This window comes from Campylobacter gracilis (genome assembly GCF_001190745.1).
GTDB lineage: Bacteria > Campylobacterota > Campylobacteria > Campylobacterales > Campylobacteraceae > Campylobacter_B > Campylobacter_B gracilis.
This window is the reverse complement of the sequence record NZ_CP012196.1, coordinates 564,720-578,739: the sequence shown is the minus strand read 5'-3', so window position 1 is coordinate 578,739 and position 14,020 is coordinate 564,720. Positions and strand designations below refer to the sequence as shown.

Genomic DNA, 14,020 nt, shown 5'->3' with positions numbered 1-14,020 from the left:
CGCATCCTTATGCAGCGGTCGCTAGGCTGACCCACCTTTTGATTACGATCTCATAATCAGTATAAAGATCAAAGACATATTTTAATGCCCGCTCCTCCGCGTCGTACCAGCGGTTGCGGCGCACGTCAAGCCCCATTCCCAGCACGAGATTTTTAAGTGGAGTAGCCATATATACGCCTTTTGGCATTAGTGGGGTAATCTCCAAAGGTACGCCTAAAATTTTGTCCGCGCCTCCTTGGATCAAGTGAATCGGAGAATTTAGCGCGCTTAGCTCTTTGTTGTAAGCCTGTGCGTCGGCGGGGTTGATCAGCACCACGCTTTCGCCCAAGATGTCGGAATTAATGGAGCCTACGAGCGCGCCTAGTCTATCCGATACCTTATCCGAGCTTGCATAGGTTAGCTTCGTAGTATCGCTAGCGTCTTTGGCGACTTGGATCCAGCCTTTATGCAGCTTTTTAAAGGTGCCGTCGTAGGTGTCGCTCTCACCTATGAAACCAAGTAGGGCAAGATCGTTGCCGAAAGCTTTCGTAAAGGCGTTTAGGGTCTCGGTCTCAAAATTTGGATTATCGGCATTGTCCTCCAGCGCGTCTTGTAAAATCCTAGCAAATAGCTGCACGCCTTTGGCATCGAGCTTCGTACCTACCTTACCGAGTGCCGCTCTTTGCGCCTCAGTAGGCTTTTCGCCACTTGCTACGCGCACCAAGATCCCTTTGGCTACATCCCATGCATCAAGCTCCTTGGTAAGCCTTCCCATCTTTTCGGTATGGATCTTGCTTAAAAAGCCGTTATTGTTTTTGATCGCATCTACGAAGTTGTGCGCTTGTGCCGGCGTTAGCGATCCGCTTAACGTAACGTTTTGCGCATTTATTGAACCTTTTAAAATTTCACTTAGATTATTCATAGTATCCCCTCGCTACCTGAAGTTTTTTGTTTTGAAACGCTCGTATCTTGAGCGGACTTATTGATCTGCTCCTGCAAAGCTCCGAGCTTCACTCCTAAATCCTCTAGCGATTTTTCCAAGTTCGCCATCTTTTCGTCGCTCGCCGCCGTTTTGGCCTTAATTAGCTCGGTAATTTCCTCTCCTTTTTCGGTTTTATTAGAAACCACCCCTTGCGGGGTCGCTCCGCTTTCATCTTTCTTGCTAAAAAACTCCCTCAGGCCCTGCCTGACCGCCTCTAACATACCGCCTTCCTTGCCCGTGCCGTCACCCGACTTGATGACTCCGGAGCCGTACATCGATAACCCCGAAAGCTCGCCGCTTTTTACGCGAGCGCGCAGATCTTCGTCCTCAAGCTTGATGCCTACGGCCCAAGCGCCCGTTTCGCTGAAAAACGCATCCTTTTCCTTGACTATCCAGCTCTCGCAGATATACGCAGGCGCCGGGCGCAAGTCGTGATTTACGTCGACGCAATAGCTAAGATCGGCTCTTTTCATAAAGTCGTATGCCGCCTTTTTAATCTCGGCGGCATTTGCAAACTCGCCTTGGCTATCCACCTCGTCCGGAGCATAAACTATGCCGTATACGATCCCTTCCTCCCCTGCTGAGTCCTTACTGAAACTTACCCGCAAAAGCTCCTCGAAATTTTTATCCTTATAGATGACGGTTTTATTATTCGCCCCTGCATTTACGAGCGAGATCAGATGAATTTGTAGATCCGTGATCTCTTTTGCCACCTTTGTACCTCCTTTGTTTTAATTTCTCGCGATGGGTTATTGCCATAAGCTCAAAAAGTTGCGTTATTTTTACAAAAATATGAAAAAATTAAAACCCATATAAGCGCTATACGCGCTATTTAGCTTAACTTTTATAAAATTTTTCTATACAATGTCGCTAAAAATTTAAGGTGTAATATGGATAGGATTTTTAAAGCTGCCGCGGAAGCCAGCGCGCAAATAAAAGATGAAACTGTAGGTGCGGACGGTATTATAGAGCCGTTTTGCGCTCCGGAACACTTGCTTGGATTATTTTATGCCAATACCTATCACCGTAGAGCGATCCAGCTAAAGGCCTCTTTGCTTTCAAACGTGCAAGACGGCAAAGCATTAGAAGGTATGGCAGGCACGCCTAAGGATTTTTTATACGCCTTCATATTAAATTTAGAAATCTTCGGCAATGCTTATTTGGAGATCGCCGGGCGAAATCTTTATATCTTGCCCTCCGTAGAAGCGCGAGTGGACAAAAACAAAGAGGTTTTTCAGGTAAAAAACGGGCGTAAGATCGCGCTAAATGCGAGGCAGTTAGCATATTATTCGCCGATGAGCAGATACTACGGCGAGCCTGATTATTTAGGCGCGCTTTTAGCCATAATGACTAATCAAAAAGCCGATAGCTTCAATAACGCCTTTTTTGAAAACTCAGCTAGAGCCGATACTGCGATCATATTTGAAAACTCCGAACCCGACGAGGCGCAGCTTAATGCTTTTAGAGATTTTTTTGGAGTAAATTTTAAAGGCCATCAGAAGGCCCATAAAACTTTGGTGCTTACGGCAAACGGCGAAAACGCTAAGGTACGCATAGAAGATCTCAGCAAAGTAGAAGATATAAGTTTTGAAAAACTTAAGAATTTAAATCGAGACGAGATTATTGCCGCTCATGGCGTACCGCCTCGGATGATGGGCATAATAAACGCTTCTCAACTCGGTGGCGGCGGCGAGGTCGCCCAGCAGCTACATAGCTTTAATGAGCTTACTATTATACCTAAGCAGAAACAGATAGAGTGGTTTTTCGATTCTTTGGGTTTTAAGATCAAACTAAATCCGATCGATGTTAGCAGCTTTAAGGACGACGGCGAGCTAATGAGTTCTTTGGTTGCTAGCGGTATCTTATCGCTCGCCGAGGCCCGTGGAATTTTAGGATACGACAAATAAAAGCGTTTAAGCCGTTTTACTCTGCTTCGCTGCGCTTGCAAGAAACGTCGCTTCGGCTACGCCTCGCGTCGCTACGCTCGTTTTATGGCTTAAGACGATAAAACATACGGGAAAAAGTTTTGCGGCAAAATTGAAAGCGTTTTGAAGCTTTTTGAAGGGGGTTTTAAATTATGAGCACAGAGGATAAAAAAACATGGATGAAATTTTAAACGAAATTCGCAGATATAACAAATTAAAGATGATAAGCGACGAAGAGATTATCCCATATATCGAGATGGCAGAATATGAGATAAAAAAATATGACATTAGCGGGCTAAACTTGATTAAGGCTAAAGCCTATATGAGCCTTGCTCTTTTGGGGCAAAAGCTTTGGCTAAAGATCCAGCAGCGTGCGAACGAATACGACGAAAGCCTGGAGACTTTCAAGGACGTAAAGCAATGGGAGGAGTACTGGATGGATAAATTTTATAAGCTAACGACTAAAAAGAACACTAACGGCTACTTCTATGCCGCGGTTTAAGGAGTAAAAATGGATCTGGGCGAAAAAATCACTACTGAAAAAGCGCTTATTGCACTTTGCGAAGAACTTATCTTAAAACATGAGGACGATTATAAAGTTTTTGTATCCGAAAGATCGGCGCTAAATCTCACGCAATACCGCGTCAATCTTAGCGTAATAGTACCTATCGCAAGCGGAGAGACGGTGCTAAAAGAGCTGATGCGACTAACTCCGCTACTAAGCTTTACGGGCTCTAGCGTAGATGCTACGGATGAGCGTGGCGTGGACATATTAAATTTCACCTTTACCCTAGATTTTTTGGCTATGGCTAGTCTGGATGAGTGATGTATAGCAAAAAGACGAAAGAGCTTATCCTAAATCTTTTGCACTCGGGTTATGCCGCCTCCGAGTTAGCTAAATCTTACGGAGTAAATGCCGCTACGATCGCGCGCTGGCGTAAGAAAGGTGCGGAAGAGGGCGGCGCGATGACGATCCAAAATCTAAAAGCTCAAATAGCTACGCTTAGCAAGGGCAAAAGCAGCGACTCCAAGGCAAAGCAGATCGCCATGCTTACAGCTTCGCTTTCTAGGCTGCAGGGCGCCAAAGCAAAAGAACAAAAGGTAAAAAATAAGAAAAAACCCATTGCGCTAATGAACGGAGCATATGAAAGCCTAAAAGAAATAGCGCTTAAAAGCGGCGAGCTATTCGATTATCAAAAGGATTTTTTAAACGACGCTTCGCAATTTCGCATCGTATTAAAATCCCGTCAGATAGGATTTTCCTATGTCTCGAGCCTCGATGCGCTCCTTGGCGCCGTAGCGGGGCGTAATCAACTATTTTTAAGCGCCAGCGAGGAGCAGGCCCGAATTTTAATGAATTATTCGCAAATGTGGGCGAAAAAGCTAGGCGTATCCTTTGCCAAGGATAGCGAATATGAAAAGAGCCTTGATAACGGCGCTACCATCCGCGTCATGGCACATAATTTTCGCACCGTTCAAGGCTTTACCGGCGATATTTGGATGGATGAGTTTGCTTGGTATCCCAATCAAAAGCGTATCTGGCACGCCTTCGTGCCCTCTATCGGCGCCGTAGCCGGTAGGCTTACCATTCTCTCTACACCTTTTGAAGAGAATAGTTTTTTTGCCGAGCTATTTGGCGACGAGCTTAAATTTTATATGTTTAGCCGCCACCGCGTAGATATTTACCGGGCTATGGCGGGGGGATTGAAATTTGATCTTGAGACGATGAGGGCATTATTTGATGCCGATACCTGGGCTAGCGCCTATGAATGTCAATTTGTAGATGATGAAAGCGCACTTTTAGGTATCGATCTTATCAAATCTTGCGTAAGCGATTTTACCCCCACATTGCCGCCAAAAAATATACCCGTATTTTCAGGTTATGACGTAGGACGCACCAAGGACAGAAGCGTGCATATGGGGGTTTATGACGCCGGGGAGGGCATCAAAAGGCTATGTCTTTACGATGTGATAGCAAAAGCAAGCTTTGAGGCGCAAGAAAATCTATTAACGGATTTTTTGAGACTAAATTTACTAGCTTACCTTAAGATCGATAAAACGGGCATCGGTATGCCGGTAGCAGAGCGGCTTAAATCGCGCTTTACCTCTCGCGTGAGCGGAGTATATTTTACCGCTAGCGTCAAGGAGGCTTTGGCTTTAAATTTAAAGAAGCACTTTGAGGACAAAAGCATATCTATCCCTAACGATCCTTTGCTTATCGCAGACCTGCACGCCATTAAGCGTAAAGCGGGGCAAAAGAGCTTTTTATACGATAGCGATCGAAACGAGCACGGCCATGCCGATAGGTTTTGGGCGTTGGCTTTAGCGCTTAGCTACTTTGAAAAGGTACGCGAGAGAAGGAACAAGGCGTATATAATTTGAAATTTCAGGCATCGTAAACGTAAAACTAGCTACCTGAGATAAGTAGGTTATCTTGCGGATATTCTTTCGTGTATAGTTTGTAGCTATTGCCGAACGGTTTTCTTATAATATCTCCGTATTCTGCTGCATAATAAAGTACGTATCGTATATCCTCAACAGAATAAACTTCATCGGGGCTTACGTCGTTATATATTGTTGATTGTTTTACGCCTTGACTTTTAGAAACTATCTTTTGTACCTTTGATAATATGTCTATATATATCGGATCGTGCTTTACGAAAAACATACCTATCTTTTTTACGGCATCGCTTTGCGGCGTGCTAGCAAATTTATAGGCCATCTGGCTTATCAACATTCTTAACTCATCGAAGCTACCCATTTTAAAAAGTTTGATCATTTCATTAGTCGTTCCAGCTGGATATTCGTCTGAGTCGATCACCTCTGCCTCTAAAATTTGCGGCAAAACTTTAAAATTTTCGTCAAACAGTTCTCTATATTTCCCGCGTATTGTGTCTTGATCCGCGGCAAAATCCTCCATCCCTTTTTCTAAATGCTCTTTTGCCATATCAAAATACTTATCTTTGGCTTTTTGCGATTTTAATGTTTGGTATTTTTCATAATAAGCTTGCGCTACATTGATATATTTGGCCGTGTATGCTCTTTTTAAAAGGTCTTTATATTTATTTTCTATAGCTTTGGCAAAATAGCTATCATATTGTATGATTTTTTCAAAGTCATCTTCGGCTACGCCGATCCTGCTTTCTATCGTGTCTAGTTTTTTACTATTTATGGCTATATGAAGGCTTTGATATACGATATCGGCATATCTATTGGCACAGATATCGGTACTATAGATCATCTGCTCATCGCTTGGGTCTATGTCTATAACATCCGCCGATTCTTCTGATTCCTGTTCGTATGCCGTAATTTCCGTAGGTCTATTTTGCAACTCCTGCCGTTTCGTTTGAAACTTTAATCTTTGTTTTTTGTCTTTTATAATGGCGTCAATGGCCTTTTTATCAAGCATTTTTGAATTAAATGCGTGTAAAATTTCAATTACTTTTTCTTGAGAACATCCAGCCGCTCTAAGCTCAAGTATAATACTCATCTCGTCCAATGTGGGCTCGTAGCCTAAAATTTTGCTCCATTTCTTCCTATTTATAATTGAAATTAATAAGAGAATCGCAAACAACCCTAATAAGATGATGAAAATTTGAAACACCGATGCGCCTTTAAAATTTTCTTTAAATTATAAATCGTTTAAAGTCCGATGTCAAATTCAACAATATACGAGAGTTTGCGATTTTAAAAATTTTTATCGCGTTTACGGAGTCATTTTTTGTAAGCTCGCCTTTATCTCCGCCGCCAACTCTTGCCCGATGTCTTTAGTGAGTGCCACGTGGGCCTTAGCAAGCCCTTTAAGCTTGTATTCGTTCCACGCCCTAAGCAAATATGGATTCGGCTTTTGTCCTTTTATCGATTTTCTGTATCCATACGGCGTCTTTAGCGCGCGAGCTTTTTTAGGCGTTATCTTACGCTTTTTGGCTCCGTAAAGCCCCGTGCCTTCATGGACGAACTTAGCATAACCAACCCCTGCAGTATTGCCTATAGTTACGCTTCTTGCATCTATCCTTATTACTTTTATATTCCGCTTCAGCGCACCCGTTTTAATGGGTGCGGTATGCTCTTTAGCTACATTCACGGTCTCCGCACCCACACGGTAGATGAAATTTCGTAAAGCTTTATCTAAATTTTTCATTTAGCCGAATGCTCCTTTATATATTTAAGCGCGTCAATAAATGAACCTTTAAAAATCTCTTTAAATTTATTATGAATTAGTACTCTGAAGTTGCAAACTTCCCTCATCATCTCGTCATTTTGAGATATTTTTATGACTTTGTCCGAGACAGATATATCAAAAAATCCCATAATTAGGCCGTCTTTTACGCAAAGCGTAGCAAAGGGATATCTGTCCGCAAGCTTTTTATCGTAATCCTCCCCCGCCCAAAGGTTATAGCCCTTTTGGTATACGCCCCATTCGGGCTCATCAATGTATAAAATAAAATCCCTCATTTTTGCCACCATCTCTTAATTATTTCTTGTTGCAACGCTAGGCTTTTTTCCTTAAAATACGTCTGCGCACCTTTGCCTGGCTTGTATGCCGTTACTATCCTATTGCCATCAAACACCATAAAATAGCCATTGCTGCTTACGGCATTGCTTAAGTTTTCCTCATCCTTTTTAGGGGCTATAGCAATTATCGAATTTAACGCTTTTATTATATCGCTTTTTAGCTTTTCGTTTCGTTTTAATCTATTTTTTAACCCGTGCTCGCCATTCGCCGCTTTTAGATCTAGCACGCGCTCCACGCCGATTTTATCGATATGCCTGATTATCTCATCATTGCTTAGCGGCTGCGTGTTTCGCATCATCACTCCATCTTCTTCCTCTTCATCCACCCACACGGGCGTTACCTCCGTGCGGCAACGGAAGTGATACGGAGGCAGACCGAAGTTTTTAGGCAAACTCTTGCCGAAAAAGGCCTGATCCCGCCACGCGGCGGCGGCTTTTTTATCGGCTAAACTATGAGCGTTTAAAATTTTATCCGCCTGTGCGCTTAGATGCTCGGCGGGTATTATGCGCCCGTGCATGCTGCGGCAAATTTTTGTAGTACGATCGTCCAAGATCGCAAGCACTTTGTAAAATTGCACGCCGTATTTGCTTCCTTGCGTCACGGCGGCTACGTTTTGCGCCTGAAGCGCAATATGATCGGCTACTCCTTTAAAATAGCTCTCATCTGCGTTTATAATGGAGCCGAACTCCTCTTTTAGTGCGGAGCCTACCTCCTCGTTTGCAATCTCTGCTTTAAAAACCCGCTCGATAATATCTTTTAGCCTATTCTGCAGCCTTTCGTTGTATTCTTTGCCCATCCAATAAAATCCCTTGCGCATAGCCTCGATCGCTTCGGCATCGACGGTGTCAAAGCTAAATTTAACGGCTTCTTTAATGTGCCCCGCAGCCGCTACGGCAAGCTTTTTGCTCACCTTTTGCGCAAGGATGATATATATGCTTTCTAAATCCTGCGGGCTAACCTCGATATTTGCACTTGCAGCCTTATCTAAGAGTAGCTTTTTTAACGTAGACGCATCCGTTTCTTGCGTGCTAAGAGCTACGATTTCATCTAAGATCTGCTCCAGCCTCTGTCTTTGCGTCTGTGAGTAGTTTTGTAACAAGGCTTCTACCTCGCCCTTTGCTTTTAAAATTTTAAATCTTATTAAAGATCTAGCTAAATTTCTCATTTTTTACCTTTTATTTGCTTTTACTTCTTGGGCGAGCCAAGCCCGCCCTGCGAGCGGGGTTCTACCCCGCGCCCCGCTAAAGTTTCAGAAATTTTGCTACGCAAAATTTTGGAATTTTCAGCGGTTTAACTTCGCGAAAAGAGATATTATTTTTAAACTTTTTTATCTATCTCGTCAATATACTCTACGTAACCCGCCAGATCTTTATCTTTAAGCGGTTTTTCTTCAGTAATCCAGGTATATCCGCATTTTTCGCAGCGGCGCATACGGATATTTTTTAGCCCCTTTATGGTTTTTAGCACGGCGGTTTTTTCGTGTGCGCACTTCGGGCAAAACACTATCTAGCCTCCCTCATTTTCCTAAGAGCGGCAATAACCCAGGATGCTTGCTTTTTACTTAGCTTTGACACATCGGTGCAAGGCTGCTTAATGATGCGCCCTACAAAGGCTAGCAGCGCAGTTTCGCTTACGTTTACCGCTACTCTTTGCCATGCGTTTCTTATAGCAAACACTTGCGGAGCGGTCGCTGCGTCCTCAAATCTGCGAGGGGCAGCCTTGCCGTCCATTACCGCTAGCACGTTTACGAGCTCTTTTACGTTTAGCTCGGCACAGCTGCCCACACCCCAGCTTTGCAAAAATACATCCCACGCCCCTTCTTGCACGGCGTGCTTATGAAACGGGTGCAGATGGATCATCGCTAGAAGCTTTTTGCGATAGATTTCTTGGGATTTGGTCATGATTTCGCTCCTGCGGTTTAAAGACGCTGCGATTGTAGCAAAAACGGGCGGAATTTTTAACAGGGGCGATCTCTCGCCCCGATGAAGTTATTTTATGCCTTAGCAGGCGGCAATCCCTCAGCTTTCGCCCGAGCCATATCGTCGCTTGCGTCGTCGCAGGATCTGCTTAAAAGATATAGAGCCTCTTTTAGCCCGCTGGGGCTTTCGTAATTCTCGCATACTAAGCCAAGACCTTGCATTAAAACGCCTAGGCATAAAAGCATATCCCTTGCCCTATCCGCCGCATCGATATAGGCAATACTTACCTCCCTCATAGCGCACCTTCGAAAAGTCCGCCCGCGCTGCCCAAGCTGCGAGATCTTATCGCGTTTCGCACCGCCGTATCGCTGCGACCGAGCCTGCGGCATATCTGTGCCTGCGATAGCCCGCTTTCATACAGCCTTGCTACTTCATCTCTTTCCGCTTCGCTTAGCTTGGTGGACTTCTTAAGCAGCCGCCCGGCTCCTTCGGCATCACGACGCAATAGGGCGTTTTCGCGCTCGAGTGCGGCGGTGTATTTGCGGCTAGCTTCGATCAGCTCACCTGCAAGGGCGGAGTTTTTAGCCTGAAGCTTATCTATCTTTTCGTTTAGGATGCCCATATTATCAACTAGTTTATCTAAATATGGGTTGGATTTAGATATAATATCATTCGATTTTAATATAAAGTCGCTCGCCCAATCTCTAAAGGCGATAGTTTGAGGCGTCTCGCGTAGCTTGAAACCCAACGTGATGACGCCTTTTTTAGTCCAAAAAGTCTTATATGCACCACCGTTACAATTTGTCACAGTGTAAAAATGCACATTATTTCGGTATTCTCCGCGCGATTTTTGTTGCCTGATAGCCTCTTCACTTACCCCAAAGCCATCTGCAACTTGTTTGTTTGATAAAGCCCAAGTATCATTAAACTCAAGCACCTCTAAATCCAAGCCGTTAAAATTTACGACAGCGTTCATCTTTTACTCCTTTGGTAAAATTTTAAACGATTGAAGTCTTTCGACAAACCTTAGGCTATAATCCGTGCTTCGCTCGATGGCTTAAAATTAAGCCGTCGGTAAAAGCTAAAGCACTTTATTAGTGCTTGATGAAAGGATTATAACACTTTTACAGTATTATTGTCAAGGTTTTGAAGCGATATTTTATGTTTATAATTAAGAATTGGCACTTTTAAAGTGTTTTTGAGAGAATGTCTTTTAAAGTCCTGAAATCTTTAAGTTCCTCTTTGAGTTTTAAATTCTCAAGATATAAATTTATGGCAAATGTAAGCGGTTCGCTAATTTTATCTTGCCTTGCGGCGTTATTTAGCGCGCTCTCGGAATACCCTATCAGCTCCCCGAGCTGCTTATAAGTAAGCCCAAGCTGTTTGCAGGTTCGCTTAATCAGATTGTCGCTTGCTTCTGCCATTTTCTCTCCTTTAAAAGATGCGATATTCTACCAAAATTTCGCTTCGTAAAACCTTAATCAAAAGCCCTTGAATAGGGCTTTTTGTTAAAGCTTTAAATATTTGCGCTTTGCAAATTTTCTATCTTAGTCTCTATGCGGAAGTTATCCTTTACCGTACGCTTTAGCCCAAGCTTAACGAGGCTTGCGTCATCGAGCTCGCAGATCGCTTCTTTGTTTTATAGTCTCTTCGTAGGATATGCAATCATCAAGCTTATAGCTCTTTAGCGCTTTGATGAGCTTTTCGACCTTTTCTTTGATGCGCGGCAAGCTTACGCTCTTGCTTAGTTTGTATCCGATCTTGCCAAAAGTAAAATCCTTGCTGCGCTTTTCGGCAAACTCCGCCTTATTGCTTTCGCAAAAAGCCGTGATTTGGGCTTCGATATATTTCTTTTCGCTATCGAGCTTTTCTACCTTAGCTTTTTGCGCGTCTTTGATCTCATTGCACTTCAGCGTTATTTCGCCGTTAATGTCCGCAAGAGCCACCTCCAGCTCACACACTCTCTTTAGCGCGTTATCGACGTCTGCGAAGTTTTTGATCTCCATAGTTTTTCCTTTATATTTTTATTTCTCGGCTCAAACAAGTCCGAGCCTGCGAGCGGGGTTCTACCCCGCACCCCGCTAAAGTTACGGCGGCTATCGCCGCTTTTTTTATCGGTTTTTGTCGCCGATATTCTAACTTTAGGCGTTTAGCTAGTCCGTATTTTATGACGTAGCCGTATCGTAGGCAGATCGGAAGGTGATTTTTATTCTTCTTTACGATCCGCACCGCATGCCCTTTAGTCAAAAAGGCTAAATTTCAGCTCATTTACGCCGAGCTGCCTTGCAAGCTCTCGCTCGTAAGCCATACCCTTACTATTTTCCGAGTATTCACACGGAAAGAAATAGTAATAGCTGCAAACGCTTAGAAGCTCCTCGCAGTTTTTCATTATGCGATCTCGCTCCAGTTCGCTGTATACGCCTAGCCATGCAAGCACCGGGCTTATGGGTTCGTAGCCGTTAGCTCGCACGATGGCGCAGGCCTGCTCGGCAAGCTTGCGGGCGTAGTAGTCGCGATCTCGATCATGCTTGCATTTGATACTTGCATACGGCGAGCTTACGAAACAAAGCCTTGCCGTTCGTTTGTCCATTGTCTTTTGCTCCTTTCTTTTTAAATTTAACTTTATCGAGCCCTCAAAAAAGGGCTCTGTAAAATTAATTTATGCTGGCTTTATAGGCTTTCACCCCTTCGCAGCGCTCGCTGATCTTTGATACTATCTTGCTTAGCACCTCACGCCTTGAAACCTCCGCCGTATAGCACACTAGCTTTAGACCGAACCTCTCCTCATCGATACTTACGAAAAGCTCGCACTCGAATTTCCCTCTAATCTCCGTATCGGCCTCGTAAACGGGTAATGTAAAAGTGATCGTCTTTGGTATAGAGATGGTCTCTTTCGCTCCCGATTTGATCTCGACGTCTAGGCTAATTTTTGAGCTAGTGTTTTTCTGCACGCTGTCAAATTTCTTAACCGCTTGCAGGCTTTCTGCTAACTCGATCACATCCATATCGTCGTTTGCCTTGCCGTCAATGTCTGAAATAAACATAAATAGGCTTTTTAGCAAAAATACGAAATCGCGCTGACCTAGATTTTTGCCTACGCTGGCGGCAAAGGTTTCATAAAACGGCGTGTAGCCTAAGCCCAGATTTATGCGCTTTTCACAAAACTCAGCCTTATCTTTAGAATTAAAATCGACGATGCACTTTATGCTTTTATCGTCGAAAAATAGCTTTGAGCTAGGCTCTTTATATTCATTGACTAGATCAACGAAGCTATCTACGTCAAGAGCGTCTACGGTATATTTGTTTCTTAGAGGCTCTTTTAGTAAAACCTCGGATATTCCGTAGTCTTGGTGCCTTAGTATGGCTCTTTTGTCTTCGTCCAGCACTACGCTAGGTACTACGTATTTACTCTCTTTTTCTTGCATTTTCTATCCTTTTTAAAATTTACATTTTCATTACGAGCTGATTAGGCGCATTTCGTACCGGTAATAGCTCGTTTGACACATAAAATCTAGCTTTTACGGGCTCTTTTGGAAGGCTTGCGCTCGTAGTTCCGAAAACGAGTACCTCTCCTTCGGAATTTGGATCGGATTTCACACTTATTTTTATCGTGACCCCCGCCGTTTTCCCCGTAATCTGCACCGCCCTTATGGCTTCTTTTAAATTTTCTGCGGCTGCGCCTAAAAGCGCTCCTGCACCTAAGCTTCGCAAGGCGTCAACTAAGACATCTATATCGCTATTTACTATCGTCATTTCTTCGACCTTTCTTTTGATTTTTCAGGGCTTTACCCACCTTGAGCTATTGATATAACTCCTCTGCCGCACTTTGAGCTCATTAAGCGCTTAATGGAATTTTTAAATTTAAAAGCTCCATTAAAAGCTTTGGGCGTTATTAAGGCTCTTTTAAATGCCTTAAAATCTTTTCTATATACGGATCTGCCGCCATCGTCTCATCGGCGCAAATATGAAGCCTACCAAAGCATGCGATTTCCGCACACTCCTTTTTGCTTTTGCACCAAAAGCTCACATAAAATGCCCAGCCCTTTACGAGCAACCCGCCTCTTATTTCGTCGCGACGCACCGAGCGCAAACCTACGCTTACCATCGAGGGCATGGTGGCGCTCATCTTTGCGTGTAGTTCGCGCAGAGCTGTGGCGCTATAATCCTGCGTGTTTAGGTTTATCAAATCCTTAAGTTTCAACTTTTTGTTCCTTTCAGGCTCCAGCCACTACCGAGCCTTTGAGCTTCGCAGCGCTCAAGCTCGGCGATGGTTTCAAATATCTCCATCCACTTCTTGCGGTTTTTCGGGTGCCTAAGCTTCGCAAGCGCCGTGCGCTCTATCATCGCGACGCGCTCGACGCTGATACCTAGCATCGCCGCAAGCTCGTGGTAAGCTACATCCGCATCGCCCTTTAGCATCCTCACCCGCTCGGCGCATACCTTGTCCGTGCGGTAGCCTTGAATTCTTTGCATTTCACCCTTCCTTTTGCTTCCGCTTATTGCGCCTACTTAGTGCGGGCGACATCTTTTTTTCTCTTCAAATAGCACGCGCTGCTTATGCTCGCCTATCTTACCGATATTAAAGCTCTCTACCGGGCGTAAGTAGCCCATCACACGGGTATATACTATGCACTTGGTGCGTTTTGCTTCAAGCTCTTTTGGAAATTTCATATCCGCTCCTTTTAAATTTGACTTTATA

21 protein-coding genes and 1 pseudogene are annotated in these 14,020 nt (G+C 44.0%); 4 read left to right on the top strand and 18 right to left on the bottom strand.

What is annotated here, in order from left to right; all coding sequences use genetic code 11:
* Positions 1–7: 7 nt before the first annotated feature.
* Entirely contained in the window at positions 8–901 is an 894-nt protein-coding gene (locus CGRAC_RS03085; RefSeq protein ID WP_005872488.1) for a hypothetical protein, read from the bottom strand.
* Positions 898–1,674 carry an XkdF-like putative serine protease domain-containing protein gene (locus CGRAC_RS03080; RefSeq protein ID WP_005872490.1) on the bottom strand — a complete coding sequence of 259 codons (777 nt, stop codon included), beginning with the start codon at positions 1,672–1,674 and terminating at the stop codon, positions 898–900. The genes CGRAC_RS03085 and CGRAC_RS03080 overlap by 4 nt, the downstream gene beginning before the upstream one ends.
* 177 nt (positions 1,675–1,851) lie before the next feature.
* On the opposite strand from CGRAC_RS03080, the gene CGRAC_RS03075 reads away from it, so the two are divergent.
* The 4 genes from CGRAC_RS03075 to CGRAC_RS03060 all read left to right on the top strand — a co-directional run bounded on the left by CGRAC_RS03075 (position 1,852) and on the right by CGRAC_RS03060 (position 5,268).
* Positions 1,852–2,868, top strand: a complete 1,017-nt coding sequence (locus CGRAC_RS03075; RefSeq protein WP_005872492.1) for a phage portal protein — start codon at positions 1,852–1,854, stop codon at positions 2,866–2,868.
* A 193-nt stretch (positions 2,869–3,061) separates the two neighbouring features.
* Entirely contained in the window at positions 3,062–3,388 is a 327-nt protein-coding gene (locus CGRAC_RS03070) for a hypothetical protein (protein ID WP_005872494.1), read from the top strand.
* A gap of 9 nt (positions 3,389–3,397) precedes the next feature.
* On the top strand, positions 3,398–3,712 hold the full coding sequence (locus CGRAC_RS03065) for a hypothetical protein (RefSeq protein WP_005872496.1): 315 nt from the start codon (positions 3,398–3,400) through the stop codon (positions 3,710–3,712).
* The gene (locus CGRAC_RS03060; protein ID WP_005872498.1) at positions 3,712–5,268 is read left to right on the top strand and encodes a terminase large subunit domain-containing protein; all 1,557 of its coding nucleotides are present in this window, start codon (positions 3,712–3,714) and stop codon (positions 5,266–5,268) included. The genes CGRAC_RS03065 and CGRAC_RS03060 overlap by 1 nt, the downstream gene beginning before the upstream one ends.
* A 25-nt stretch (positions 5,269–5,293) precedes the next feature.
* On the opposite strand, the gene CGRAC_RS03055 is transcribed toward CGRAC_RS03060, so the two are convergent.
* The 16 genes and pseudogenes from CGRAC_RS03055 to nrdD all read right to left on the bottom strand — a co-directional run bounded on the left by CGRAC_RS03055 (position 5,294) and on the right by nrdD (position 13,992).
* Positions 5,294–6,217, bottom strand: coding sequence for a hypothetical protein (locus tag CGRAC_RS03055; RefSeq protein ID WP_143297842.1), 924 nt, complete (start codon positions 6,215–6,217; stop codon positions 5,294–5,296).
* A 375-nt stretch (positions 6,218–6,592) separates the two neighbouring features.
* A complete protein-coding gene (locus CGRAC_RS03050) occupies positions 6,593–7,027 on the bottom strand; it encodes an HK97 gp10 family phage protein (protein ID WP_005872502.1) in 435 nt (144 codons plus the stop codon).
* Positions 7,024–7,341: a hypothetical protein gene (locus CGRAC_RS03045; protein ID WP_005872504.1), complete on the bottom strand. Its 318-nt coding sequence runs from the start codon at positions 7,339–7,341 to the stop codon at positions 7,024–7,026. Before CGRAC_RS03045 ends, CGRAC_RS03050 begins: the two co-directional genes overlap by 4 nt.
* Entirely contained in the window at positions 7,338–8,567 is a 1,230-nt protein-coding gene (locus CGRAC_RS03040; RefSeq protein WP_005872506.1) for a structural protein, read from the bottom strand. Before CGRAC_RS03040 ends, CGRAC_RS03045 begins: the two co-directional genes overlap by 4 nt.
* Before the next feature lie 152 nt (positions 8,568–8,719).
* Positions 8,720–8,905, bottom strand: a complete 186-nt coding sequence (locus tag CGRAC_RS03035) for an NrdR family transcriptional regulator (protein WP_005872508.1) — start codon at positions 8,903–8,905, stop codon at positions 8,720–8,722.
* A complete protein-coding gene (locus CGRAC_RS03030) occupies positions 8,905–9,303 on the bottom strand; it encodes a phage protein GemA/Gp16 family protein (protein ID WP_005872510.1) in 399 nt (132 codons plus the stop codon). The genes CGRAC_RS03035 and CGRAC_RS03030 overlap by 1 nt, the downstream gene beginning before the upstream one ends.
* Positions 9,304–9,395: 92 nt before the next feature.
* Complete coding sequence (locus tag CGRAC_RS03025) at positions 9,396–9,617, bottom strand: hypothetical protein (protein ID WP_005872511.1); 222 nt, start codon at positions 9,615–9,617, stop codon at positions 9,396–9,398.
* The gene (locus CGRAC_RS11460) at positions 9,614–10,297 is read right to left on the bottom strand and encodes a helix-turn-helix domain-containing protein (RefSeq protein WP_005872513.1); all 684 of its coding nucleotides are present in this window, start codon (positions 10,295–10,297) and stop codon (positions 9,614–9,616) included. Before CGRAC_RS11460 ends, CGRAC_RS03025 begins: the two co-directional genes overlap by 4 nt.
* A gap of 211 nt (positions 10,298–10,508) precedes the next feature.
* Positions 10,509–10,745 carry a hypothetical protein gene (locus tag CGRAC_RS03015; protein ID WP_005872515.1) on the bottom strand — a complete coding sequence of 79 codons (237 nt, stop codon included), beginning with the start codon at positions 10,743–10,745 and terminating at the stop codon, positions 10,509–10,511.
* Positions 10,746–10,837: 92 nt separating this feature from the next.
* Positions 10,838–11,327: pseudogene (locus CGRAC_RS03010) on the bottom strand (host-nuclease inhibitor Gam family protein).
* Between the two features lie 233 nt (positions 11,328–11,560).
* Complete coding sequence (locus tag CGRAC_RS03000; protein ID WP_005872519.1) at positions 11,561–11,911, bottom strand: hypothetical protein; 351 nt, start codon at positions 11,909–11,911, stop codon at positions 11,561–11,563.
* A 64-nt stretch (positions 11,912–11,975) separates the two neighbouring features.
* On the bottom strand, positions 11,976–12,746 hold the full coding sequence (locus CGRAC_RS02995) for a DUF2303 family protein (RefSeq protein WP_005872521.1): 771 nt from the start codon (positions 12,744–12,746) through the stop codon (positions 11,976–11,978).
* A gap of 19 nt (positions 12,747–12,765) precedes the next feature.
* Positions 12,766–13,074: a hypothetical protein gene (locus CGRAC_RS02990; protein WP_005872523.1), complete on the bottom strand. Its 309-nt coding sequence runs from the start codon at positions 13,072–13,074 to the stop codon at positions 12,766–12,768.
* Positions 13,075–13,213: 139 nt separating this feature from the next.
* The gene (locus CGRAC_RS02985) at positions 13,214–13,522 is read right to left on the bottom strand and encodes a hypothetical protein (RefSeq protein WP_005872525.1); all 309 of its coding nucleotides are present in this window, start codon (positions 13,520–13,522) and stop codon (positions 13,214–13,216) included.
* Positions 13,519–13,794, bottom strand: coding sequence for a sigma factor-like helix-turn-helix DNA-binding protein (locus CGRAC_RS02980; protein WP_005872527.1), 276 nt, complete (start codon positions 13,792–13,794; stop codon positions 13,519–13,521). The genes CGRAC_RS02985 and CGRAC_RS02980 overlap by 4 nt, the downstream gene beginning before the upstream one ends.
* A gap of 36 nt (positions 13,795–13,830) precedes the next feature.
* A complete protein-coding gene (nrdD, locus tag CGRAC_RS11765; RefSeq protein ID WP_040304121.1) occupies positions 13,831–13,992 on the bottom strand; it encodes an anaerobic ribonucleoside-triphosphate reductase in 162 nt (53 codons plus the stop codon).
* Between the last annotated feature and the right edge of the window lie 28 nt (positions 13,993–14,020).

Bases quoted from the DNA above. Each gene is read 5' to 3' on its own strand.
- CGRAC_RS11460 (WP_005872513.1), bottom strand. From the start codon at position 10,297: ATGAACGCTGTCGTAAATTTTAACGGCTTGGATTTAGAGGTGCTTGAG.
- nrdD (WP_040304121.1), bottom strand. From the start codon at position 13,992: ATGAAATTTCCAAAAGAGCTTGAAGCAAAACGCACCAAGTGCATAGTA.
- CGRAC_RS02995 (WP_005872521.1), bottom strand. From the start codon at position 12,746: ATGCAAGAAAAAGAGAGTAAATACGTAGTACCTAGCGTAGTGCTGGAC.
- CGRAC_RS03065 (WP_005872496.1), top strand. From the start codon at position 3,398: ATGGATCTGGGCGAAAAAATCACTACTGAAAAAGCGCTTATTGCACTT.
- CGRAC_RS03070 (WP_005872494.1), top strand. From the start codon at position 3,062: ATGGATGAAATTTTAAACGAAATTCGCAGATATAACAAATTAAAGATG.
- CGRAC_RS02980 (WP_005872527.1), bottom strand. From the start codon at position 13,794: ATGCAAAGAATTCAAGGCTACCGCACGGACAAGGTATGCGCCGAGCGG.
- CGRAC_RS03040 (WP_005872506.1), bottom strand. From the start codon at position 8,567: ATGAGAAATTTAGCTAGATCTTTAATAAGATTTAAAATTTTAAAAGCA.
- CGRAC_RS03050 (WP_005872502.1), bottom strand. From the start codon at position 7,027: ATGAAAAATTTAGATAAAGCTTTACGAAATTTCATCTACCGTGTGGGT.
- CGRAC_RS03000 (WP_005872519.1), bottom strand. From the start codon at position 11,911: ATGGACAAACGAACGGCAAGGCTTTGTTTCGTAAGCTCGCCGTATGCA.
- CGRAC_RS03025 (WP_005872511.1), bottom strand. From the start codon at position 9,617: ATGAGGGAGGTAAGTATTGCCTATATCGATGCGGCGGATAGGGCAAGG.
- CGRAC_RS03015 (WP_005872515.1), bottom strand. From the start codon at position 10,745: ATGGCAGAAGCAAGCGACAATCTGATTAAGCGAACCTGCAAACAGCTT.
- CGRAC_RS03045 (WP_005872504.1), bottom strand. From the start codon at position 7,341: ATGAGGGATTTTATTTTATACATTGATGAGCCCGAATGGGGCGTATAC.
- CGRAC_RS03075 (WP_005872492.1), top strand. From the start codon at position 1,852: ATGGATAGGATTTTTAAAGCTGCCGCGGAAGCCAGCGCGCAAATAAAA.
- CGRAC_RS03030 (WP_005872510.1), bottom strand. From the start codon at position 9,303: ATGACCAAATCCCAAGAAATCTATCGCAAAAAGCTTCTAGCGATGATC.
- CGRAC_RS03060 (WP_005872498.1), top strand. From the start codon at position 3,712: ATGTATAGCAAAAAGACGAAAGAGCTTATCCTAAATCTTTTGCACTCG.
- CGRAC_RS02990 (WP_005872523.1), bottom strand. From the start codon at position 13,074: ATGACGATAGTAAATAGCGATATAGATGTCTTAGTTGACGCCTTGCGA.
- CGRAC_RS03085 (WP_005872488.1), bottom strand. From the start codon at position 901: ATGAATAATCTAAGTGAAATTTTAAAAGGTTCAATAAATGCGCAAAAC.